This is a genomic window from Marinobacter sp. CA1 (assembly GCF_020546665.1).
Lineage (GTDB): Bacteria > Pseudomonadota > Gammaproteobacteria > Pseudomonadales > Oleiphilaceae > Marinobacter > Marinobacter xestospongiae.
Map to the genome: position 1 here is coordinate 4,614,924 of NZ_CP071785.1, position 21,906 is coordinate 4,636,829.

The following is a 21,906-nucleotide window of genomic DNA, read 5'->3' on the forward strand; positions in this document are numbered from 1 at the left end:
GTGGACAGGGTGTGTAAAACACGCATGTGGATAACGCTATGTGGATTGAGAACGAAGCACTGACCGGCCAGGTGGTCACCCTGGAGCCGCTCACGGAAGCTCACATCGAGCCGTTGCAGCGGGCGGTGGCGGACGGTGAAGGCTGGAAGCTGTGGTACGCCTCGGTACCGACCGTGGCCGCGATACCGGAGTACGTGCGTCAGGCCATGGCGGCCGCCGAGTGTGGCGATATTGCCTACGCGGTGCGATCCCGGGCCAGTGGCGACATCGTGGGTACCACCCGCTACTACAACGTCGACGCCGCCAACCGTCGGGCGATGATCGGTTATACCTGGTATGCCGCCGCCGTGCGCCGCAGTGCCGTCAACACCGAATGCAAGCTGCTGTTGCTCGGCCAGCTTTTCGAGCAGGCCGGCGCCGTCGCCGTGGAGTTCCGCACCCACTTCTTCAACCAGGCGTCCCGAGCCGCCATCGAACGGTTGGGGGCCAAGCAGGACGGTATTCTGCGCAATCACCAGATCATGGCGGACGGCTCTTACCGCGATACCGTGGTTTATTCCATCATTGCCAGTGAGTGGCCAGCGGTGAAGAATAACCTGCTGAGCAAGATGCAGCCCTGAAGGTTCGCCCTGTGCGCGGTGAACTCAAACCATGAGTGGAGGCCCCATGTTCGTTGTATCCCTGACCTACGTTGTTGAGTTGTCTGAGGTTGAGCCCCACCTGGCCGCCCATGTCGAGTTTCTCGAGCGGCACTACGCCAGGGGCCACTTTGTTGCATCCGGGCGCAAGGTGCCCCGCACCGGGGGCATCATCCTGGCCCGGGTGGCCAGCCGTGAGCAGCTCGACGCAATCCTGGCGGAAGATCCGTTCCAGCAGGCGGGTGTGGCGGAATACGAGGTCACTGAGTTCCTCGCCACCAAGGTGGCGCCGGGGTTCGAGTCGATCAAGGACTCCCTGCAGTGAGACGGGTGTCGCGTCGATGAACGTCAAGCAGTTCGCCGAGCGGGTGGGGCTGAGTCCGCACACCATCCGCTATTACGACAAGCTGGGTCTGCTGGGAGAGGTGCGTCGCCGACCCAATGGCCACCGCTATTTCTCCGAGCGGGACCTGGAGTGGATCGGCTTCGTGCACCGCTTGCGGGACACCGGCATGCCGGTTGAACAGATGCTGGAATACGCCCGCCTGCGAGCCGAAGGCGACACCACCATGGCGGCGCGCCAGGCGGTGCTGGAGTGCCACGCCGAGGCGCTCGACGCCCACATCCGACAGCAGCAGGCTCACCTGGACAACCTGACCCGCAAAATCGCCTGGTATCGCCAGCAACTGGCCGGCAAGACCGGTTCTTGACTGAGAGTTCACTCCAAGGCGTAGCCTTCCTCCTGAGTCACAGTCGTTCAATAACCCAGGAGGATTCCGAACATGTCCCGTAACACCCTGTTTGTTTTTGCCAAGATCTCCCCCAAAGCGGCTCACCTGGAGGATGCCAAGGCGGCGCTGCTGGCGATGCTGCCGGCCACCCACGCCGAACCCGGTTGCCTGCAGTTCGAGCTGCACTGCTCACCGGACGATGGTTGCCTGTACCTGTACGAGGAATGGGTGGACCGCCAGGCCCTGGATGACCACCATCGTCAGCCCCACACCGAGGCGGTGGTGGCCCAGTTCGAACAATGGCTGGCGGTACCCACGGAAGTGACGCTGTTGCACCGGGTCCAGGGCGCCACTCACTGATGGCCACCCGCCGGCTTGTGCCGGCGGCAGAAATCCTTAAGGTGTTGTCCCTGATCGGAGGTTCCCTAATTCACCGGGCCGGACGGAGTCCGGCCAGCGACAGGTACAGAATGGACCCGGCCAACCTGCTGAAAATCGATTCTCTGGACAACGAATGGCGCGACAAGGACACCGTCATGCTGCATGCCTGTTTTCAATTGCTGAAAGATTGTGTGGAAAAAGAACGCCTGCTCGATGGCAACACCGACTGGCAGGCGGATGAACGCCAGCGTGAGACCTACCGTGAACTCAAGGCCCTGTACGACTGGTGGTGTGGTTACGCTGACAACCGCTTCCCCGATGACGCCGATTACGCCCTGGAGACCCAGATGCTGGAGCGTCTGGTGCGGATTCGCTGGGCCATGTGGACCTGAACCCTGAAAGTCTGAGCCCTGGATGGCGGCTCCATGAGGATCGCCGTCAGGCCAGATCGCTTTCCAGGCTGTCGCGGCGATGGTCCTGCAGTTCACCGTCCTGAAACAGGTGGCTGTAATGGGTCCGCACACTGTCGACGATGAACTCGTGGGGCAGGTCATCGAACACGCCGTGGTCCTCAATGTATTCCATGTGGGCGTGGCCGTCGGCGGTGTACTGCTGGAATACCGAATCCCGCAGCCCGTCAAAGGCCAGTGGCTCAACCCCCATAATCTGACACAGGCGGTTGTTGAAGGCCGGGGTGGCCTTGACCCAGCGCTCATTCAGGTAGAGTTCGATATAGCCGTGCATGCGGAAGATGTCTGATCGCAGGAACTCGATCAGCTTGGGGCTGGACAGGTGGTTGCGGACATCCGCCAGACCCAGCCGGCTGGGCACGCCGATGGCCCGGGCGGCGGCCCCCAGCAGAATCGCCTTGGGAATGCAGTAGGATTCGCCGCTGATCAGGGCGTGACTGGCGCGGAAGGTGTCAGGGTCATCACTGAACACGTAGGGGTTGTAGTGCACCTCATCCCGCACGGCCAGGTACAGGGCCCGCATCTGGCTCACCGGATCGGTGGCAACGCCGTCGAGCTGCTGGTCGATCCACTGCGCCAGCTGGGGCTGGCGGTAGTCGAAAAAACGGGTTGCCTGCAGGTAGTTGTCCATACGTCACGTCCACGAAGTTGATCAGATGCGGTTTAGGGCGGATACAAGGGATGCTCCCGCACCTGGTCGTGGGCCACAATAGGAAAATCGGACAATTCGGTTGGCCCCATCGGCCACTGGTTTGCAGCGCTAATCTATGAGCAGGAGGCATCATGACCGTCACTCGCATTGTCGCTAATATTGCAACGCCGGACCCGGCCCGGGCCAAGGCGTTCTATGAGGATATCCTGGGGCTGTCGCTGTTGATGGACCACGGCTGGCTCCGCACCTATGGCAATCAGCAACGGATGTCGGTGCAGGTCAGCTTCGCCGAGCAGGGCGGTGGCGATACCCCGGTGCCCGATCTGTCGGTGGAGGTGGACGATCTCGACGCGGTGCTTGCCCGGATCAACGCGGCGGGTATCGATCTGGAGTATGGGCCGGTGACTGAGCCCTGGGGCGTGCGCCGCTTCTTCGTGCGTGATCCCTTTGACCGGCTGGTGAACATTCTTGAGCATTTGACGGAGTAGTCTTTCCATGTCCGATTCGATCCATGTGCGCACCTGGCGTGGCCCGTTGGCGGAGTTTGTGATTGGCGCCTACCAGGGGCAGCTGTGCCTGCTGGACTATCGCTATCGGCGGTTACGTCAGCGTGTGGATCAGCGGGTCCAGCGCAACCTGGGGGCGTCGTTCCTGGAGGCGGATGATCCGGTAATCGACGCTACGATTGCCCAGTTGGAGGAATACGGTCGTGGCGAGCGGCAACAGTTCGAGTTGCCGCTGCGGCTGGCGGGCAGTGAGTTCCAGCAGGCGGTGTGGCAGGCGCTGATGGCGGTGCCCTACGGCGGTACCGCCAGTTATGGTGAGCTGGCGGAACGGCTGGGGCAGCCGCAGGCGGTGCGGGCGGTGGCCAATGCCAACGGCGCCAATGCGCTGGCGTTGGTGGTGCCCTGCCATCGCATCATTGGCCGCCGCGGTGAGCTGGTGGGTTACGGTGGCGGCCTTGAGCTGAAGCGCCGCCTGCTGCGGCTGGAACAGGAACATGTGGGGCAGCTGCCACTGTTTGCCGACCATCCCAGTGCGGAGACCAACGATGAATAAAGTATTGCTCAGTGCCTGCCTGTTGGGCCGCCGGGTGCGTTACGACGGTGGTGGCCTGGCGGTGACGGACGACATCCTGGCCCGCTGGCAGTCCGAAGGTCGGGTGGTGACGGTGTGTCCGGAAGTGGACGCCGGTATGGCCATTCCCCGCTCACCGGCGGAGATCCAGGGAGGTGACGGGCGCGATGTACTGGCCGGTTCCGCAACGGTGACGGAGCGGGACGGCGGTGTGGTGACCGATGCCTTCCGGCGTGGGGCCGAACTGGCCCTGGCGGCATGCCAGCGCCATGGTATCCGGGTGGCGGTGCTGACCGAGTCCAGTCCGTCCTGCGGCAGCCAGACCATCTACGACGGTCGCTTTGCCGGCCACAAGCGCGATGGCGTCGGCGTGACCACCGCGCTGCTGACCGCCCATGGCATCCAGGTTTTCAGCCAGCACCGGCTGGCAGAGGCGGACGCCGCCTTGCGCGCCAGCCCCGGCGCTCGATAATTACTGCTTTGGCGACTGCGTCAGCTGGGACGTGAGTTACTGCACGGCCGGGCCGGTTTCCACCGTCAGCCCGGCGGCCTGCCACTGGGGATAGCCGTTGATCAGTCGCAGTGCCTCCAGCCCCCGGGCCCGCAGGGCGATCACGGTGTCGTGGGAGAGCAGGCAGTGGGGACCGCGGCAGTAGGCCACCACCGGACGATCGGCGGGCAACTCGGTCAGCCGCTGGGCCAACTCCTCAAACGGAATGTTGATGGCGCCGGGCAGGTGGCCCAGGGCGTAATCGGCTTCAGTCCGCACATCCAGCAGGGTGACGTCACCGTCCTGCAACCGTTGCAGCAGCGCGTCGCAATCGATCGCCTCCAGGGTGTCTGGCTGATAGACGCTGTCATCCACCATCGCCTGGACCCGACGGCGCTGCTGTTCGCTGAATTCCCGCAGTGCCGCCAGCAAGGGCAGGATCGGGCCGTCTCCGAGCCGATACAGCACCCGTTTGCCGTCGCGGCGGGTTTGCACCAGTCCGGCCCGTTTCAGGTGTTGCAGGTGCTGGGAGGCATTGGCCACGCTCAGCCCGGAAAGCTGGGCCAGCGACTCCACCGCCCGTTCGCCCTGGGCAATGTGCTCCAGCAGCGACAGGCGGTGGGGGTGACCCAGAGTACGCGCCAGATCGGCGGAGTCCTGGACCAGGGATTGGGCAGAAGGCAGTCGTGTCATTGACCAGACGCTATCATCCCTTCATCATTCAATCAATCAATTGAATGTAGGGAATGGAGTATGAGCACAAGTCTCGAATTGCTGTTCTGGGGTGCGCTGGTGGGAACGGGCGCCACCGTGGTGATGGATCTGTGGGCCTGGCTGGCCCGGCTGCTGCTGGGTATGGCGTCTCTCGACTGGGCGCTGGTGGGCCGCTGGGTTGGACAGTTGGCCCAGGGTAACTGGCGGCATGGACCTATTGCGAAAGTGCCGCCGATGGCGGGGGAGCGCGCCCTGGGCTGGGCGGTGCATTATGCCGTCGGGGTGATCTTTGGTGTGGTGCTGTTGCAACTGTGGGGACTGGAGTGGGCCCGTCAGCCGACCCCCGGACCGGCCCTGGCCTTTGGCGTGTTGACGGTGGCGGCGCCGTTCCTGGTGATGCAGCCGGCGCTGGGGGCCGGCGTGGCCGCGTCTCGCACCCCCAACCCGGCCCAGGCCCGCTTCCGCAGTCTGCTGACCCACGCGGTGTTCGGGCTGGGGCTGTACCTGTCGGCCTTGCTCCTGGCCCGGTGGATAACGGCATAATGGCGGACTTTGGCGAACTCGACGTGAGGGCCGGCCATGGTTCGATCCCCATCTCCCGGGCAAACGCCCGAGATCCTCTTGGTGTACGACGGTGAATGCCCGGGAGGAGTCGGCGCCGACGCTATCCATACCCTGGCGTTAATCAGCGGCCGTTCCGGCTTATTCAACCGCTTCAACTACTGGCTGTTCCGCTCCCCGCGGCGGGCGGCGCTGGTGTACCCTGTCTTGCGCAGCTGCCGCAATCTGTTGCTGAAACTGCTGCGCAAGACCCGTATCAACAACCTGGGCCTGCCGGACAACGACCGTTTTTAGGGAGCCTCAGATCAACTCTGAATCGCCTCTGTGCGATCCGAGGCGCCCGGCCGGCCCCATTTCAGGGAGAGAACCCATGGCGCTGTCCTCGCTGCTGGCTGAACTGGAAACCCTCGGAGAAACCAACGACGCTCGGGAAACCGACCGTGCCCGCAAGCTGCTCAACATCACCCGCGATACCGGTGAGCTGCTGGCGGTGCTGCTGAAAGCCGGTGGCTGTCGCCGGGTGCTGGAGGTGGGCACTTCCAACGGCTATTCCACCCTGTGGCTGGCGTCGTCTTTGCCGGCGGATGGCTGCGTGGTTTCGCTGGACAGCGCCGCTGATAAACTGGCCATGGCCGCGGACAACCTGGCTCGCGCCGGGCTGACGGAACGGGTTGAGCTGGTGGAAGCCGACGCCGCCGCTTACCTGGCGGAGCAGTCGACCGCGTTTGACCTGGTGTTCCTGGATGCCGACCGCAGCCAGTACCCGGCGATGGCGGAAGACGTGTTCCGACTGGTCCGCCCCGGCGGTTTGCTGGTGTGCGACAATGTGCTGTCGCACGCGGATGAGGTGGCGCCCTTCCTGGCAGCGGTGGAGGCCAGTGGGCTGTTTACCACCGCCATTGTGCCGGTCGGCAAGGGAGAACTGGTGGCCTGCCGTCATCCGGACTGACTGGCTGCTATTGGCCAGGTCGGGACACTTGTTGTGGCGTCGCCGCCAGGCCGCAAGAGAGTAAAGGAAGAACAATGAAAGCGCTGTTGATCATCCTGCTGGTGGGCGGTGTGTCCTACCGGTTCTCAGACGCGGATTCCGGTCAGTTGCTGACCGGTTTCCTGTTCCCGTTTCTGTGTGGCGGCTCGGTGGTCGCTGGCATAATCTGGCTGTTCTGCCACCTGGACTACCGCGGTGGTTCCGGTGGCGGCGGCGGGACTGGCAGCGGCGGTTTTGGCGGCTTCGGTGACGGTGGTGGCGGCTGCGGTGGCGGTGACGGCGGCGGGGGCTGCTAGTGTCCCGTCTGGTTAATTCGTTAACTTAATGCTTGTCTCTGAGGGTTCTGACCAAGGCGCCGCTGTGCCGATGTGGTGGTTCCACATCAAGCAGTGGCAACACAGGCTCAGAGCCCTCAGAGACAAGCCCTTCGGGAGCCACTGACAACCCGAATAGCGTCGTTGTACTGTCTCGATTTGGAACCACCAAACCTTCACCAGCACTCCTAGCTCTTCGGGTTGTCAGTGGCTCAGTAAGTCAACGAATTAACCAGACGGGACACTAGCCCCGCGCCCCGGTGCCGTTCAGGTATTTCGTCACCGTCCGCTTCAGAAGGTAAACACCCGCACCCTGGCGTCCCGCATCAGGCTGGCCATTGCCGGCGGTGTCGCGACGGTGACGCCCTCCGCCAGATCTTCCTCGCCATGCTCGCTGTTGGGCAGATAGAGCGCACAGACCTGGACTTCGGCGCCCTGCTGCTGCAGCCGCCGGAGCAATTGCGCCGGAGTGACCTGTTTCGGCGCCAGCACCGTGGCTGGCGGGTTGGCGAGCGCCAGGTCGCCGGCCTGGTCACACAGCAACACCCGCACCCGGGTGCCCTGACTGGCCAGGGTGTTGCCCAGCACCATGGCCATGCCCTGGGTTTGGGGCGAGGCGCTGGAAAGGATCAGCAGGGTCTGGTCGACGGTCATGGTGGATGTCTCCTCGGCGGTGGCGACAGTGGTGGTCAGACACAGCAGCACGGCGAGCCACAGTCGGCGGATGATGATGGACATGGCGGTCTCCTATTAGCGGGGTTTGCGGGTGTGGCAGGTGTTGATGCCCAGCAGCCGGTAGGCGGGGCAGTTGCCCAGGGCGGCGGTGGCCAGCGGCACTACCCCCAGCCAGCCCCACGGGGTCTGTGGGCCGATGAAGACCAGCGCGATCAGCGCCAGGCCGACAACAAGACGCAGGCTGCGGTCGATGGGTCCAAGGTTTTTGCACATCAGCAGTTACTCCCAAACCGGTGGTTGATGGCCTGACTTTAAGGCCGCCGGCGTTGGCGCTCAGTGACTAAGTCACAGTCCCCGGGGTGGCGCGGCACTAAATTAGCGGGCGCAGCGCTGGTGTCAGAAGAGGAGAGTGTAATGAGTGAGCAGGGCGTGTGGCAGGGACTGCCGGAAGCGATACAGGCACGCATTCGTGATGGCAGTCAGGTCGTTGATATCGCCGCCGGCGAGGTACTGTTCCGCGCCGGGGATGGCTGCCGTGGTCTGCCTCTGGTGGTCACCGGCACGGTGCGGGTGCAGATGACCGGAGCGTCCGGCCACAGCATCGTGCTGTACCGGGTGGAGGCCGGGGATGTCTGTACCCTGTCGATCGGCTGCCTGATGACCGGCGCCGGCTACCGTGCCGAGGCGGTGACGGAGAGCCCGGTTACGGTCCAGCTGCTGCCGGTGGTGCTGTTCGAGCAATTGATGGCCCAGTCGCCCGAGTTCCGCCAGGTGGTGATGGCCGCCTATGGCCGACGACTCGACGACCTGATGCTGCTGGTGGAGGAAGTGGCGTTTCGGCGCATGGACGAGCGCCTGGCGGAATGGCTGGCCGGTCATCGTCCGCGGGGCGAGATCCGCATCACCCACCAGCAACTGGCGGTGGAGTTGGGCACGGCCCGCGAGGTTGTGAGCCGACTGCTCAAGGAGCTGGAACATCAGGGCCAGCTGCAACTGGGGCGCGGGGTGATCCGTTTCCTGGGATCATCGACGTCTTCGGCTTGATTTCGGCAAGCCGCTGCTGGTCTGATAGGCGGCTTTGCCGCAAATACCGGAACCCGATGGTGGACCAACCATGACCATTACCCCTTTCCAGGCTCTGACCTGTCCGCTGGATGGCGCCCCGCTGAGCGCGGAGGAGCGGCGCTGGTGCTGCCCGTCCGGCCACAGCTTTGACACTGCCCGCCAGGGCTACGTGCATCTGCTGCCGGTGCAGAACAAACGCTCCCGTGACCCCGGCGACAGCAAGGACATGGTCGCCGCCCGGCAACGGTTCCTGGCCCATGACGATTACCACCCCATTGCCGAGGCGGTCAGCCGCCGGGTGCTGGCGGCGGCCCCGTCCACCGCGCCCTTGCGTTGCCTGGATGCCGGCTGCGGCGAAGGCTACTACCTGAGGGTACTGGCGGAGTCGGCCACCGCTGCCGGCCGGGATCTGGAACTGCTGGGGCTGGATATCTCGAAGTGGGCGGTGCAGGCCGCTGCCCGCCAGGACCGGCGGGTGCGCTGGCTGGTGGCCAGCAATGCCAACCTGCCGGTGGCCGACAACGCCCTGGACTGGGTGCTGTGCCTGTTCGGGTTCCCGGTCTATGACCAGTTTGCCCGGGTGCTCAAACCCGGTGGCCGCCTGTTGCAGGTGGACGCCGGCCCGGAGCATTTGCGCCAGCTGCGGGAAATTCTCTATCCCCAGCTGCGTGAGTCCGCCAACACCGGGGCCGACGCCCCGGCTGGGTTTGAGCGCGAGGGTGAAGAGCGTATCCATTACCCCCTGACCCTGCCCAGCCAGGAGCGCATTGCCGACCTGCTGGCGATGACACCTCATGGCTATCGCGCCAAGGCCGAAGGCCGGGCCCGGGCTGCGGCGCTGGACGCCCTTGAGGTCACGGTGGATGTGCGCCTGGTGAGCTGGCAGCGACGATAGCGGTCCGTGCTATGCTGGACGCTCCAGTGGCAACCGGGATGACCCGCCGTGACCGCAACCCCTGATCCGATCTTCTGGTGCGACGATCGTCTGCCTCACGTCGAGCTGCGTAAGGTGGCCGACGGTCGCCAGGTCTGTTACGCCCCCCACAGCCACCGGGAATGGTCCCTGGGGGCCATCACTGCCGGGTGCAGCACCTTCGACTACCGCGGCCAGCGCCATTACATGAAGGCAGGTGATCTGGTGCTGATCAATCCCGACTGGGTGCACAACTGCAACCCCATCGACAACCAGCCCTGGTCCTACCTGATGCTGTACGTCGACACCCACTGGCTGACCCGCCTGCGCCACGATCTTGACCAACTGCCGGCCCCGGCCTGGCAGGACCTGGCCACCGCCACGCAGGATGATCCCGAGTTGTACCAGGGCTTCTGCGAGCTGGCCGACACACTGCTGGACCCGGACCGGGAACTGCTGGCGAAACAGGACCGGCTGGTGGACTATCTGACGCACCTGCTTGAGCGAGTCGCGGCGGCACCCTCGCCGGTACCGGTGAGAGTGCCGCCCAGGATCGGTGAACTGGCGACGTATCTGGACCAGCACTGTACCGACGATCTCAGCCTTGACGCCCTCTGTCAGCAGGTTGGCTGCAGCCCGGGCTACCTGATCCGCGCCTTCCGTCAGGCTTTTGGCCTGACGCCCCATGCCTACCTGGTCAATCGTCGCATTCAGCTGGGCCGGCAACAGCTGCGCCAGGGACTGCCCATCGCCGAAGCGGCCCTTAATGCCGGGTTCAGCGATCAGCCCCATTTCCAGCGCACCTTCAAGCGTCTGGTAGCAGCCACCCCCAACCAGTACCGGCGTCAGACTTCTTCTGTCGGCGCCAGCGACTCCTAGCTCACCATCAGGAACACACAGCTGGCGGCCAGCAGTGCCGCCAGGGTCCGGTTCAGCCCCTGCAGCACGTTGGGCTGGCGGACGTAATGCCGCAGAAAGGCCCCACTCACCACCCAGCTTCCCAGCGACAGCCAGCAGATTGGCAGGTACAGCGCGGCGAACAGCAGCACCTGGCCAGTCTCGGCGCCCTGGGTGTAGGCGCCAATACCGGAAACCGAGGCCAGCCAGGCCTTGGGATTGAGCCACTGCATCATCCACCCGGTGATGAAACCGGGGCCGTGCCCCTCAGTCTCCGGCAGCTCCCCGCTGTCCCGGGCCAGCTGGTAGCTGAGGTACAGCAGAAAGGCGATGCCGCCCCAGCGCAGGATCTGGTTGAAGCCGGGCAGTTGCGACAGCAGTGCGTGCAGTCCGAATCCGATGGCGAGAAACAGCACGATAAACCCCAGAGTGGCGCCGGTGACAAAGATCAGCCCGCGAGCCATCGGATAGCGGGTACCGCTGCTGAGGCAGACCAGATTGACCGGTCCGGGGGAGATCGAGGCGGCCAGGGCAAAGGCGGACATGGGCAGAATCAGGGACAGGCTCATGGCTGGCTCCTTGTGGTTGTGAGAGTCCATTGACAGGGGCATTGATTGTGCCCGGCCGTATTCGCCGGGTATTGAACAAAATGACACCCCGGGTCGTACCTCCCTCTGCGGTCTCCATTTACGACCAGGGCACACTGGCAAGCCCGGGTAAGGACTGCTTCACTGATAGCCATGATCGTCGGACAGTGGGCCCAATGGCGACCATGGCAACGGTAGGGAGGGCGATGAAACGCGATGCAGAGCTGGAGTGATGCCGACTGGCTGGACCTGAGCCTGGCACTGGTTGAGGCACCGACCGCCGGGCATGACAACGCCATTCACCGTTTCCTTGGCAAGCTGGGAGATCGTTTTCAGGCCTGTCGCTGCAGCCTGCATCTGCTGGATCATGCCGGTGCCGTGTTGCGGCGTTCCCATGCCTGGCAGGTGGAGGATCACACCCTGGCGCCGGGTTGGCAGCGGCTGACCCTGGCCCGCTTCCCCTGGTTGGTGGCGCAACTGCGGGGCCAGCGTCAGGTGACCATCGATCAGCCCGAGGCGCTGGGTCAGGAGGCGGCGGCGGAAAAATCGCTGTTGCAGAAACACCAGACCCGCTCCCTGGTGATGGTGCCGGTAAGCGCCGATGGCGCCGACCTCGGTTATCTCAGTTGTGAAGGTGTGCGCCAGGCGCTGCCATCGGTGTCGGAGGTGGCCAGTGGCCTGGCGCCGGCGGCGCGGATGCTGGCGTCGGCGGTGCAGGGCTGGCTCGACGCCAACGAGCGGCGGCGTCTGGACCAGAGTCTCAGTACCTTTGCCAGCCAGTTTCCCGGTGTGGTCTACCAGTTCCAGCTGTTCCCCGATGGTTTTGCCCGCTGTCCCTTCATCAGCGACACCGTGGAACAGCTGTTCGAGGTGCCGGCGGCCCAGGCCCGTGAGGACGTGCGACCGCTACTGGCCCGTATCCACCCGGAGGACCTGGGGCGGTTCTTTGAGGCCATCGAGACCTCCCGGGCCAATCTCACTCCCTGGTTCCTGCAGTTTCGTGGCCGCCGCCCCAGTGGTGAGGTGTTCTGGGTCGAGGCGCGCTCAGTGCCGGAACCGCAACCGGATGGCAGCATGCTGTGGCACGGCTACTTCCACGACATCACCGCCCAGGTGGAGGCGCAGCGGCGATTGCGCCAGCAGGCGGAACAGACCGAGGCCATCCTCGCCAATGTGGCGGACGCCATTCTCACCATTGACCACAAAGGCCGGATTCGCACCTTCAATCCCGCCGCCGAGCGGATCTTTGGTTTGCAGGCCGGGGATGTGATTGAACACCCGGTGGCGGAATTGCTGACCTATCCCCACCGCCGCAGCCTGTATCGGCTGCTGCGCAAGCAGGGCGGTCTGGTCGACGGTCGGGAAGTGGAAGGGGTGCGGGCCGATGGCAGCGTGTTTCCTGCTGAGGTCAAACTGTCGGTGATCGATGCCCAGGGTGACCTGCGTTACGTGGCGGCGGTACGGGATCTGAGCCAGAGCAAGCGGGCGGAGGCGGAGATCGAGCAGCTGGCGTTTTTTGACCCGCTCACCGGCCTGCCCAATCGCCGCCTGCTGGTGGACCGGCTGGTCCAGGCCCAGGCTTCCAGTGAGCGCAATACCCAACACGCCGCCCTGGTGTTCATTGATCTGGACGACTTCAAGACCATCAACGACTCCGCCGGTCACGCAGTGGGCGATGAGCTGCTGCGGCAGGTGGGTCAGCGACTGTCGGCCACCGTCAAGGACCTGGACACCGTCGCCCGCCTGGGCGGCGATGAGTTCGTGTTGATCCTCAAGGGCTTTGCCGGTGATCCGACCCGGGCGGCCACCCAGGTGGAAAAAGTCTGTGAACGGGTCCGACGTCAACTGAACCGGCCCTACCGGTTGTCAGGAGGTGAGTACACTGGCTCCCCCAGCCTTGGGGTCACGCTGTTTTTCGGTCGCCGCCGTCAGCCGGACGAACTGCTGCGCCACGCCGATCTGGCGATGTACCGCGCCAAGGAAAACGGCAAGAACCGGATTGCCTTCTACGATGCCGAGATGCAGCGGATCGTCACCGAACGGCTGCAACTGGAATCGGACCTGCACCTGGGGCTCAAGCATGGCCAGTTCCAGTTGCACTACCAGTTGCAGGTGGACTGCCGGCAGCAGCCGGCGGGAGTGGAAGCGCTGGTGCGCTGGCATTCGCCGGAACGCGGTTGGGTGTCGCCGGGGGCGTTCATTCCGCTGGCGGAGGAGAACGGCTTCATCGTGCCCCTGGGGCACTGGGTGCTGGACCAGGCCTGCCACCAGCTGGCGCAGTGGCAGGCTGCCCCGGCGCCGTTCAGCCAGTTGGTGATGGCAGTGAACGTCAGTGCCCGCCAGTTTCACCAGCCGGCGTTCGTGGCGTCGGTGGAGGCCGCGCTGGCGCGCTCCGGGGCACCGCCGCGGCTGCTCAAGCTGGAGTTGACGGAGAGTGTGTTCGCCCAGGATCTGGAGCTGATCCGGGATCGTTTGCAGCGCCTCAAGGCCCTGGGTATCCGGGTGTCGCTGGACGATTTCGGCACCGGCTACTCGTCGCTGGGTTATCTCAAGCGGTTGCCGCTGGACGAGCTCAAGATCGACCAGGGCTTTGTCCGCTGCCTGCACCGGTCCGCCGGTGACGCGGCCATCGCCCGGATGATCATTGCCCTGGCGGCGGAAATGGAGCTGACAGTGGTGGCCGAGGGGGTGGAACGGGACGATCAGTTCCAGGCCCTGGTGGCCATGGGGTGCGACCGGTTCCAGGGCTTTCTGTTCGCGCGGCCGCTGGCACTGGCGGAGGTGGAATCCCTGCTGCAGGGTGTTAATGCGTCGCCGGGAACCATCGGCAAACGCCCGGGTCATCTTGTCAGCGGTTTCCCGGGGCCGAACGAAGGGGGATGACCATGGCACGGTATCTGGCACTGATCACGGCAGTACTTATTGTCGGTTGCGTCGGCAAGCCCATTGATCAGTTGGCCGATCCACAGCGCCAGCACGCCTGTCGCTTCGAGACCGACCTTCACCAGCGCATGGAATGCCTGCATCACGGCGGCGGGCCCTGGCCGGATTGAGCCGCGTTGAACCTGGCCGAAGGCGCGCCATGGCGGGGCTGGCGATCAGATAGGTGAATTCTATTGGTCGCCTAGAAACAATCAATTTGAGCCTTCTGCCACTTCGGCCTACCTTATCAACTCGTTTCAAACACGCGAATCCAATCGACAGGAGATTGCTGGATGTCTTTGATCAATACCGAAATCAAACCGTTTAACGCCACTGCTTTCAAACAGGGCGAGTTCGTTGAAATCAGCGAAGCCAACGTCAAGGGCAAGTGGGCGGTCTTCTTCTTCTACCCGGCCGACTTCACCTTCGTCTGCCCGACCGAGCTGGGCGACGTTGCCGACAAGTACGACGAGCTGCAGAAGCTGGGCGTGGAAGTGTTCTCCGTCTCCACCGACACCCACTTCACCCACAAGGCATGGCACGACACTTCCGAGACCATCGGCAAGATCAACTACTTCATGGTGGGCGACCAGACCGGCACCATCACCAACAACTTCGGTGTGATGCGTGAAGGTCAGGGCCTGGCCGACCGCGCCACCTTTCTGATCGATCCGGACGGCATCATCCAGGCGGTGGAAGTGACTGCCGAAGGCATCGGCCGTGACGCCGACGACCTGCTGCGCAAGGTCAAGGCCGCCCAGTACGTCCGCAACAATCCGGGCGAAGTGTGCCCGGCGAAGTGGAAAGAAGGCGAAGAGACTCTGGCGCCGTCCCTGGACCTGGTTGGCAAGATCTAAGCTGACCGGTCAGCGACCTGGTGCTGTACCGAGAACCCCGGCTTGTCCGGGGTTTCAGACTGCTGACAAACCCCGGTTTTCCGGGGTTTGTTGCATTTGGTCGTTCTGTTTTCAGCCGACGGTCGCTTGAGTCAGCCTTCCTCGTCGATACTTCCTATCAACCCGTTTTTGAGTCCATGCCAGGATAGACGCCTGTAAGACCAGTGCTGCAAGCGATTTCAGCCCCAAAATACGCGCCAGGAGCTGCGCGATCTTCTTCATATTCTGGGCAGTCGCAGCCAACAGACATTGCTCGCGGACCTTTGACAGCCCTCGCAATCGAGCATAGCGATGGCCATGCAACTGCTTGGCATCCGCGAACGAGCGCTCCACCGTCTCTTGCCGTCGTTTGTACAGCGCCTTGCCCCAAGGCGTTAATCGGTTTTGGTCGACTCGTTCTTTGCAGTCCTGCCAAACATGGCGGGTGAGCACCTTGACGTGGTTAGCGCTGCGCGTGCACTGACCAAGTAGCGGGCAGTCTTTGCAGTGAACCGGGTTGGACTTGTACTCCCGGTAGCCCTGCCGGTTGGTGGTGGCGTAGATCAGCAACTGTCCCTCGGGGCAGCGATAGGTATTGGTTTCCCGGTCATAGGTGAAGGCGCGCTTGGGAAGATAGCCCTTGGGCTTGTTGGGGCGTCGGTAGCCCATCACGCCATAGATGCCCCGGTCTTCCAGGCCCTTGCAGAGACCCGCCGTGTAGTACCCCGCATCCAACCCCACACCCCAGACGTCAAAACCGAAGCGTTCTCGCTGGCGGTCCAACCGATCGAGGTAAGGCCGGCTGTCATGGAGATTGGCCGGGGTCGCGTAACTGTCTGTGATGATGGCATGACGCCCATCCACCGTCCGGTGGTCCAGATAGAAGAAGCCCTTGGGTTTCCCTTCCCGCACCATGTAACCGCTGTCCGAGTCGGTACGACTCACCTTGGTGTCCTTCATTTTGGGCGGCTGCTCGGACAGCTTCGTTTTCAGCGGCTGCTTGCCATGAGCCTTGCGGTCGCTCTCGATCGCCTGCTCCAAACTCTCCAGGTAATCCACCACCTTCACTTCCGCCTGTGCCAGGTCGTACTTGTTCTTGTTGGCGTTGGCCTTGAGGTGGGTGCTGTCGGTGTAGAGCACTTCGCCACCAACCAGGCCGTACCTCATGGCCTGAAGCACGATCTCATCGAAGATCTCCTGATAGATGTGGCTGTCATGAAAGCGACGACGGCGGTTCTGGCTCAGCGTGGAGGCATCTGGCACCTTGTCGGTCAGGTTGAAACGCAGGAACCAGCGGTAGGCCACATTGACCTGAATCTCCCGCACCAGCTGCCGCTCACTGCGGATACCGAACAGGTAGCCCAGAAACAGCATCTTGAACAACACCACCGGATCAAGGGCCGGGCGGCCGTTGTTCGCGCAATACAGGTGCAGTACACGCTCACGAATGAACTCGAAATCAATGGCGTGATCGATTGAGCGAAGCAGATGGGTTTCAGGAACCAGGGACTCGAGACAGACCATCTCGAGTTCGTGTTGTTGTGGGGAGGGCTCTTTGAGCATGGGGCAGCCTCTGGAAAGTCGCTGACCCAAATGCAACAAACCCCGGTTTTCCGGGGTTTGTTGCATTTGGTCGTTCTGTTTTCAGCCGACGGTCGCTTGAGTCAGCCTTCCTCGTCGATACTTCCTATCAACCCGTTTTTGAGTCCATGCCAGGATTGATGCCTGTAAGACCAGTGCTGCAAGCGATTTCAGCCCCAAAATACGCGCCAGGAGCTGCGCGATCTTCTTCATGTTCTGGGCAGTCGCAGCCAACAGACATTGCTCGCGGACCTTTGACAGCCCTCGCAATCGAGCATAGCGATGGCCATGCAACTGCTTGGCATCCGCGAACGAGCGCTCCACCGTCTCTTGCCGTCGTTTGTACAGCGCCTTGCCCCAAGGCGTTAATCGGTTTTGGTCGACTCGTTCTTTGCAGTCCTGCCAAACATGGCGGGTGAGCACCTTGACGTGGTTAGCGCTGCGCGTGCACTGACCAAGTAGCGGGCAGTCTTTGCAGTGAACCGGGTTGGACTTGTACTCCCGGTAGCCCTGCCGGTTGGTGGTGGCGTAGATCAGCAACTGTCCCTCGGGGCAGCGATAGGTATTGGTTTCCGGGTCATAGGTGAAGGCACGCTTGGGGAGATAGCCCTTGGGCTTGTTGGGGCGTCGGTAGCCCATCACGCCATAGATGCCCCGGTCTTCCAGGCCCTTGCAGAGACCCGCCGTGTAGTACCCCGCATCCAACCCCACACCCCAGACGTCAAAACCGAAGCGTTCTCGCTGGCGGTCCAACCGATCGAGGTAAGGCCGGCTGTCATGGAGATTGGCCGGGGTCGCGTAACTGTCTGTGATGATGGCATGACGCCCATCCACCGTCCGGTGGTCCAGATAGAAGAAGCCCTTGGGTTTCCCTTCCCGCACCATGTAACCGCTGTCCGAGTCGGTACGACTCACCTTGGTGTCCTTCATTTTGGGCGGCTGCTCGGACAGCTTCGTTTTCAGCGGCTTCTTGCCATGAGCCTTGCGGTCGCTCTCGATCGCCTGCTCCAGACTCTCCAGGTAATCCACCACCTTCACTTCCGCCTGTGCCAGGTCGTACTTGTTCTTGTTGGCGTTGGCCTTGAGGTGGGTGCTGTCGGTGTAGAGCACTTCGCCACCAACCAGGCCGTACCTCATGGCCTGAAGCACGATCTCATCGAAGATCTCCTGATAGATGTGGCTGTCATGAAAGCGACGACGGCGGTTCTGGCTCAGCGTGGAGGCATCTGGCACCTTGTCGGTCAGGTTGAAACGCAGGAACCAGCGGTAGGCCACATTGACCTGAATCTCCCGCACCAGCTGCCGCTCACTGCGGATACCGAACAGGTAGCCCAGAAACAGCATCTTGAACAACACCACCGGATCAAGGGCCGGGCGGCCGTTGTTTGCGCAATACAGGTGCCGTACACGCTCACGAATGAACTCGAAATCAATGGCGTGATCGATTGAGCGAAGCAGATGGGTTTCAGGAACCAGGGACTCGAGACAGACCATCTCGAGTTCGTGTTGTTGTGGGGAGGGCTCTTTGAGCATGGGGCAGCCTCTGGAAAGTCGCTGGCCCAATTACAACAAACCCCCGCTACCATGGCGAGGGTTTGTCAGCAGTCTGGAACCCCGGCTTGTCCGGGGTTTTTTTATGGCGATCAGAACGTTGGCGGGTGCGGACGATGAATAGAAATTCTCTATTGAACGTTTAATGGCAATCAATTTGAGCATATTTCAGCCGGGCCGTATCGTACGGGGTAATTCGATAACGATTCACCAAGCCCGCCGGCACCAACCCCGGCGGATTGCCAAAGGGGAACAGACACCATGTTGGATGCCAATCTGAAGGATCAACTCAAAGCCTACCTCGCCAACGTCACCCAGCCGGTGGAGCTGGTGGCGGCGCTGGACGACAGCGACAAGTCCCGTGAGCTGCATCAGCTGCTGCAGGAGATTGCCGGACTGTCGGACCAGGTCTCGCTGACCGACGAGGATGGCGCCGCCGACGTTCGTCGGCCATCCTTCGCCATCAACCGGGTGGGCACCGACATCGGGGTGCGGTTTGCCGGCATTCCCATGGGCCACGAGTTCACCTCGCTGGTGCTGGCACTGTTGCAGGTGGGCGGCCACCCGTCCAAAGCCAGTCAGGAGGTGATTGAGCAGATTCAGGCGCTGGACGGCGAGTTTGAGTTCGAGACCTATTTCTCGCTGTCCTGCCAGAACTGCCCGGACGTGGTGCAGGCGCTGAACCTGATGAGCGTGCTGAACCCCAACATCAAGCACACCTCCATCGACGGGGCGCTGTTCCAGGACGAAGTGGCACAGCGGGAAGTGATGGCGGTACCCAGTGTCTACCTCAACGGTGAGCCCTGGGGCTCGGGCCGCATGACGCTGGAGGAAATTGTCGCCAAGGTCGACACCAACGCCGGTGCCCGCGAGGCCGAGAAGCTCAACCAGAAAGCGCCGTTTGAGGTGCTGGTGATCGGCGGCGGTCCGGCCGGGTCGGCCGCGGCCATCTACGCCGCCCGCAAGGGCATCGCCACGGGCATTGCCGCTGAGCGTTTTGGTGGCCAGGTCAGCGACACCATGGGCATCGAGAACCTGATTTCCGTGCCCTACACCGAAGGGCCCAAACTGGTAGCGGCGATGGAGCAGCACGTTGGCGACTACGATGTCGATGTGATGAACCTGCAGCGCGCCGAGAAGCTGGTGCCGGCCGCCCAGACCGGTGGCTACCACCAGGTCCGCCTGGCCAACGGTGCCACCCTTCAGGCCCGCAGTGTGGTGCTGTCCACCGGTGCCCGCTGGCGTCAGCTGGGTGTGCCGGGTGAAGCCGAGTACCGCAACAAGGGCGTGGCCTACTGCCCGCACTGCGACGGCCCGCTGTTCAAGGGCAAGCGGGTGGCAGTGATTGGCGGCGGCAACTCCGGCGTTGAGGCCGCCATTGATCTGGCCGGGATTGTCGGCCACGTGACCTTGATCGAATTTGGCGATCAGCTGCGGGCGGACGAGGTGTTGCAGCAGAAACTGCGCAGCCTGCCCAATGTCGACATTCTGGTGTCTGCCCAGACCACCGAGATCCTGGGCACCGATGGCAAGGTCAGTGGTCTGGCCTACACCGACCGCAGCAACGGCGAGAGCCATCAGCTGGCGCTGGAAGGGGTGTTTGTGCAGATCGGTCTGGTGCCCAACACCGAGTGGCTCAAAGGCGATATCGAGCTGAGCCAGCACGGCGAGATTGTGGTCAACGACCGCGGTGAAACCTCCATCCCCGGTGTGTTTGCCGCCGGCGATGCCACCACCGTGCCCTACAAGCAGATTGTCATTTCCATGGGGGATGGCGCCAAGGCAGCGTTGAGCGCCTTTGACTTCTTGATCCGTCACAACAACCCGGATGCGGAGGACGGTGACCAGGCCGCCTGAAACCGCCTGCCGACGGACAATAAGTGAGCGGCGAAGCCCGCTGAGAGAGCGCAGGCACCGGAGTGATCCGGTGCCTGTTTTTGTTTGTGCCCCGGGGGTAAACCCTGCCGATCCGCGGTTCCGTTCCGGCCTTTTCCTGGCTTACCGGTAACTCTCTGAAAATAAAGACCATAGCTCCGGTTTTCTGGCGTCATGCAGGCGCTCTGGTGACGGCTGTTGATCACTAAGTGATCAGTTTGGCTTGTATTCGCCCTGACATTTCGTTAACCTATGCCTTAATTGAACGTTCAATCAATAAAAAGAACGCCGTTCTTCCCAACCGATGCCATGGCCCGAAAGGCCGGTTTGATGTGGTGTCGGATCTATGCCCACGGGCGCTCTTGTTTGGCCGTTTTTTATCAATTGATGCGGTGGCTGGCATGCCTAGCGATGGCGTGCGGCTGCAACTGGCCGGGCCCGACCATTGGGTGAACTTTCAACGGACCGAGGTGAATTGAAGATGACGCTACCCCGTTACCAGAGTTTTGTTGACGGCCGTGCGCTGGCCAATACCAGCGGCGAGACCTTTACCGTGGTCAATCCCGCCACCGGCGAGGCGATCTACGAGATGGAAGTGGCCGATGAGGGTGTGCAGGCCGCCGCCCTGGCCAGTGCCCAGCGCGGCTTTGCCCAGTGGTCGGCGACGCCGGCCATCGAACGCAGCCGCATTCTGCTGAAAGCGGTGGCGCTGCTGCGGGAGCGCAACGACGAGCTGGCGATGGTGGAAGTCCGGGACACCGGCAAGCCGCGCCAGGAAGCGGAAGCGGTGGACGTGGTCACCGGCGCCGATGCAATCGAATTCTTCGCCGGTCTGGCGCCGTCCATCGAAGGCAACCAGCAGGACCTGGGGGGCGATTTCTACTACACCCGCCGCGAGCCGCTGGGTGTGTGTGCCGGTATCGGCGCCTGGAACTACCCGCTGCAGATCGCCTGCTGGAAATCCGCACCGGCGCTGGCCTGTGGCAACAGCATGATCTTCAAACCGTCTGAGGAGACCCCGCTGGGTGCCCTCAAACTGGCGGAAATCTTCATTGAGGCGGGCGTGCCCGCCGGCGTGTTCAACGTCATCCAGGGCGATGGCGCGGTTGGTGCCTGGCTCACCAACGAGCCGGCCATTGCCAAGGTCTCGTTCACCGGCGAGGTGGGCACCGGCAAGAAAGTGATGGCAGCCTCGGCGGCCTCCCTCAAGGACGTCACCATGGAACTTGGCGGCAAGTCCCCGCTGATCGTGTTCGATGACGCCGATCTCGACGACGCCGTCTCCGCCGCCATGCTGGGCAATTTCTACACCCAGGGTGAGATCTGCACCAACGGCACCCGGGTGTTCGTTCACGACGCCATCTATCCGCAGTTCATGGGGCGCCTGCTGGCCCGTACCCGTGACAACATCCTGATGGGCGACCCCACCGATCCGGACACCAACTTCGGTGCCCTGATCTCCGCCGGTCACCGGGATCTGGTGATGGACTACATCGCCAAGGGCGTGGCTGAAGGCGCCACCCTGGCCCACGGTGGCCAGGCGGTGGCACCGGCCAACTGTCCGGGCGGCTACTTCGTCGAGCCCACCATCTTCACCGACTGCCGTGACGACATGACCATCTGCCGCGAAGAGATCTTCGGGCCGGTGATGTCGGTGCTGACCTTCAGTGACGAGGATGAGGTGATCCGTCGCGCCAACGACACCGAGACCGGTCTGGCGGCCGGGGTGTTTACCCGCGACATCCGCCGGGCCCACCGGGTGATCCATCAGATCCAGGCCGGCATCTGCTGGATCAACAGTTACGGTGCCTCTCCGGCGGAGATGCCGGTGGGTGGCTACAAGCTGTCCGGCATCGGCCGCGAGAACGGTCGCGTCACCCTTGACCATTACACTCAGATCAAGTCGGTGTACGTCGGCATGAGCAACCTCGAGAGCCCGTTCTAGGAGG

General features: G+C 63.0%; 28 protein-coding genes. 21 read left to right on the plus strand and 7 right to left on the minus strand.

Features of this window, described 5'->3' with window-relative positions; translation table 11 throughout:
* Window positions 1-38 precede the first annotated feature (38 nt).
* The 5 genes from J2887_RS21090 (at window position 39) to J2887_RS21110 (ending at window position 2,142) form a co-directional block, all read left to right on the plus strand.
* Window positions 39-620 (plus strand): GNAT family N-acetyltransferase, encoded by a 582-nt coding sequence (locus J2887_RS21090; protein WP_227173086.1) that lies wholly within the window; start codon window positions 39-41, stop codon window positions 618-620.
* Window positions 621-666: 46 nt separating this feature from the next.
* On the plus strand, window positions 667-963 hold the full coding sequence (locus J2887_RS21095; RefSeq protein WP_227173087.1) for a YciI family protein: 297 nt from the start codon (window positions 667-669) through the stop codon (window positions 961-963).
* Between the two features lie 16 nt (window positions 964-979).
* Window positions 980-1,348, plus strand: coding sequence for a MerR family transcriptional regulator (locus J2887_RS21100; RefSeq protein WP_227173088.1), 369 nt, complete (start codon window positions 980-982; stop codon window positions 1,346-1,348).
* A 72-nt stretch (window positions 1,349-1,420) separates the two neighbouring features.
* A complete protein-coding gene (locus J2887_RS21105; protein WP_227173089.1) occupies window positions 1,421-1,729 on the plus strand; it encodes a putative quinol monooxygenase in 309 nt (102 codons plus the stop codon).
* A 110-nt stretch (window positions 1,730-1,839) separates the two neighbouring features.
* Complete coding sequence (locus J2887_RS21110; protein ID WP_227173090.1) at window positions 1,840-2,142, plus strand: hypothetical protein; 303 nt, start codon at window positions 1,840-1,842, stop codon at window positions 2,140-2,142.
* 46 nt (window positions 2,143-2,188) lie between these two features.
* Here the strand turns inward: J2887_RS21110 and J2887_RS21115 are convergent, their stop codons facing one another.
* Window positions 2,189-2,851: a transglutaminase-like domain-containing protein gene (locus tag J2887_RS21115; RefSeq protein WP_227173091.1), complete on the minus strand. Its 663-nt coding sequence runs from the start codon at window positions 2,849-2,851 to the stop codon at window positions 2,189-2,191.
* 152 nt (window positions 2,852-3,003) lie between these two features.
* Between J2887_RS21115 and J2887_RS21120 the strand changes: the two genes are divergently transcribed.
* From J2887_RS21120 to J2887_RS21130, 3 genes are read left to right on the plus strand one after another with little or no spacing between them, the layout of a single operon-like run.
* Window positions 3,004-3,360: a VOC family protein gene (locus tag J2887_RS21120; protein ID WP_227173092.1), complete on the plus strand. Its 357-nt coding sequence runs from the start codon at window positions 3,004-3,006 to the stop codon at window positions 3,358-3,360.
* Window positions 3,361-3,367: 7 nt separating this feature from the next.
* Entirely contained in the window at window positions 3,368-3,931 is a 564-nt protein-coding gene (locus tag J2887_RS21125) for a methylated-DNA--[protein]-cysteine S-methyltransferase (protein WP_227173093.1), read from the plus strand.
* On the plus strand, window positions 3,924-4,421 hold the full coding sequence (locus J2887_RS21130) for a DUF523 domain-containing protein (RefSeq protein WP_227173094.1): 498 nt from the start codon (window positions 3,924-3,926) through the stop codon (window positions 4,419-4,421). Before J2887_RS21125 ends, J2887_RS21130 begins: the two co-directional genes overlap by 8 nt.
* A gap of 36 nt (window positions 4,422-4,457) precedes the next feature.
* On the opposite strand, the gene J2887_RS21135 is transcribed toward J2887_RS21130, so the two are convergent.
* A complete protein-coding gene (locus tag J2887_RS21135) occupies window positions 4,458-5,132 on the minus strand; it encodes an ArsR/SmtB family transcription factor (protein ID WP_227173095.1) in 675 nt (224 codons plus the stop codon).
* 60 nt (window positions 5,133-5,192) lie between these two features.
* Here J2887_RS21135 and J2887_RS21140 point away from each other — a divergent pair, with 60 nt between their 5' ends.
* The 4 genes from J2887_RS21140 to J2887_RS21155 all read left to right on the plus strand — a co-directional run bounded on the left by J2887_RS21140 (window position 5,193) and on the right by J2887_RS21155 (window position 6,998).
* Window positions 5,193-5,696, plus strand: coding sequence for a DUF2938 domain-containing protein (locus tag J2887_RS21140; protein WP_227173096.1), 504 nt, complete (start codon window positions 5,193-5,195; stop codon window positions 5,694-5,696).
* 36 nt (window positions 5,697-5,732) lie between these two features.
* On the plus strand, window positions 5,733-6,008 hold the full coding sequence (locus tag J2887_RS21145) for a hypothetical protein (RefSeq protein ID WP_227173097.1): 276 nt from the start codon (window positions 5,733-5,735) through the stop codon (window positions 6,006-6,008).
* A gap of 76 nt (window positions 6,009-6,084) precedes the next feature.
* On the plus strand, window positions 6,085-6,663 hold the full coding sequence (locus J2887_RS21150; RefSeq protein ID WP_227173098.1) for an O-methyltransferase: 579 nt from the start codon (window positions 6,085-6,087) through the stop codon (window positions 6,661-6,663).
* Window positions 6,664-6,737: 74 nt separating this feature from the next.
* The gene (locus J2887_RS21155; protein WP_227176195.1) at window positions 6,738-6,998 is read left to right on the plus strand and encodes a hypothetical protein; all 261 of its coding nucleotides are present in this window, start codon (window positions 6,738-6,740) and stop codon (window positions 6,996-6,998) included.
* A 309-nt stretch (window positions 6,999-7,307) separates the two neighbouring features.
* On the opposite strand, the gene J2887_RS21160 is transcribed toward J2887_RS21155, so the two are convergent.
* Both J2887_RS21160 and J2887_RS21165 read right to left on the minus strand, forming a co-directional pair.
* Window positions 7,308-7,754, minus strand: coding sequence for a hypothetical protein (locus J2887_RS21160; RefSeq protein WP_227173099.1), 447 nt, complete (start codon window positions 7,752-7,754; stop codon window positions 7,308-7,310).
* 12 nt (window positions 7,755-7,766) lie between these two features.
* Window positions 7,767-7,964: a DUF2892 domain-containing protein gene (locus J2887_RS21165; protein WP_227173100.1), complete on the minus strand. Its 198-nt coding sequence runs from the start codon at window positions 7,962-7,964 to the stop codon at window positions 7,767-7,769.
* A gap of 141 nt (window positions 7,965-8,105) precedes the next feature.
* Between J2887_RS21165 and J2887_RS21170 the strand changes: the two genes are divergently transcribed.
* The 3 genes from J2887_RS21170 (at window position 8,106) to J2887_RS21180 (ending at window position 10,548) form a co-directional block, all read left to right on the plus strand.
* Window positions 8,106-8,735, plus strand: coding sequence for a Crp/Fnr family transcriptional regulator (locus tag J2887_RS21170; RefSeq protein WP_227173101.1), 630 nt, complete (start codon window positions 8,106-8,108; stop codon window positions 8,733-8,735).
* Between the two features lie 70 nt (window positions 8,736-8,805).
* A complete protein-coding gene (locus J2887_RS21175) occupies window positions 8,806-9,651 on the plus strand; it encodes a putative RNA methyltransferase (protein WP_227173102.1) in 846 nt (281 codons plus the stop codon).
* 48 nt (window positions 9,652-9,699) lie between these two features.
* Window positions 9,700-10,548, plus strand: a complete 849-nt coding sequence (locus tag J2887_RS21180; RefSeq protein WP_227173103.1) for an AraC family transcriptional regulator — start codon at window positions 9,700-9,702, stop codon at window positions 10,546-10,548.
* On the opposite strand, the gene J2887_RS21185 is transcribed toward J2887_RS21180, so the two are convergent.
* On the minus strand, window positions 10,545-11,129 hold the full coding sequence (locus tag J2887_RS21185; protein ID WP_228752891.1) for a LysE family translocator: 585 nt from the start codon (window positions 11,127-11,129) through the stop codon (window positions 10,545-10,547). The two genes, J2887_RS21180 and J2887_RS21185, sit on opposite strands and share 4 nt — an antisense overlap.
* 240 nt (window positions 11,130-11,369) lie before the next feature.
* On the opposite strand from J2887_RS21185, the gene J2887_RS21190 reads away from it, so the two are divergent.
* From J2887_RS21190 to ahpC, 3 genes are all read left to right on the plus strand, one after another.
* Complete coding sequence (locus J2887_RS21190; RefSeq protein WP_227173105.1) at window positions 11,370-14,036, plus strand: putative bifunctional diguanylate cyclase/phosphodiesterase; 2,667 nt, start codon at window positions 11,370-11,372, stop codon at window positions 14,034-14,036.
* 2 nt (window positions 14,037-14,038) lie between these two features.
* Window positions 14,039-14,206, plus strand: coding sequence for a hypothetical protein (locus tag J2887_RS21195; protein ID WP_227173106.1), 168 nt, complete (start codon window positions 14,039-14,041; stop codon window positions 14,204-14,206).
* A 162-nt stretch (window positions 14,207-14,368) separates the two neighbouring features.
* On the plus strand, window positions 14,369-14,932 hold the full coding sequence (gene ahpC / locus J2887_RS21200) for an alkyl hydroperoxide reductase subunit C (RefSeq protein WP_227173107.1): 564 nt from the start codon (window positions 14,369-14,371) through the stop codon (window positions 14,930-14,932).
* Between the two features lie 111 nt (window positions 14,933-15,043).
* Here the strand turns inward: ahpC and J2887_RS21205 are convergent, their stop codons facing one another.
* Together J2887_RS21205 and J2887_RS21210 are read right to left on the minus strand one after the other, a co-directional pair.
* Complete coding sequence (locus tag J2887_RS21205) at window positions 15,044-16,513, minus strand: IS1182 family transposase (RefSeq protein ID WP_227173108.1); 1,470 nt, start codon at window positions 16,511-16,513, stop codon at window positions 15,044-15,046.
* Between the two features lie 81 nt (window positions 16,514-16,594).
* Window positions 16,595-18,064, minus strand: coding sequence for an IS1182 family transposase (locus J2887_RS21210; protein ID WP_227173109.1), 1,470 nt, complete (start codon window positions 18,062-18,064; stop codon window positions 16,595-16,597).
* A gap of 279 nt (window positions 18,065-18,343) precedes the next feature.
* On the opposite strand from J2887_RS21210, the gene ahpF reads away from it, so the two are divergent.
* The 3 genes from ahpF to betB all read left to right on the plus strand — a co-directional run bounded on the left by ahpF (window position 18,344) and on the right by betB (window position 21,902).
* Window positions 18,344-19,939, plus strand: coding sequence for an alkyl hydroperoxide reductase subunit F (gene ahpF / locus J2887_RS21215; protein ID WP_227173110.1), 1,596 nt, complete (start codon window positions 18,344-18,346; stop codon window positions 19,937-19,939).
* Window positions 19,940-20,175: 236 nt separating this feature from the next.
* The gene (locus J2887_RS21220) at window positions 20,176-20,436 is read left to right on the plus strand and encodes a hypothetical protein (RefSeq protein ID WP_227173111.1); all 261 of its coding nucleotides are present in this window, start codon (window positions 20,176-20,178) and stop codon (window positions 20,434-20,436) included.
* 2 nt (window positions 20,437-20,438) lie between these two features.
* Window positions 20,439-21,902: a betaine-aldehyde dehydrogenase gene (gene betB, locus J2887_RS21225; protein WP_227173112.1), complete on the plus strand. Its 1,464-nt coding sequence runs from the start codon at window positions 20,439-20,441 to the stop codon at window positions 21,900-21,902.
* The last annotated feature ends 4 nt before the right edge of the window (window positions 21,903-21,906 follow it).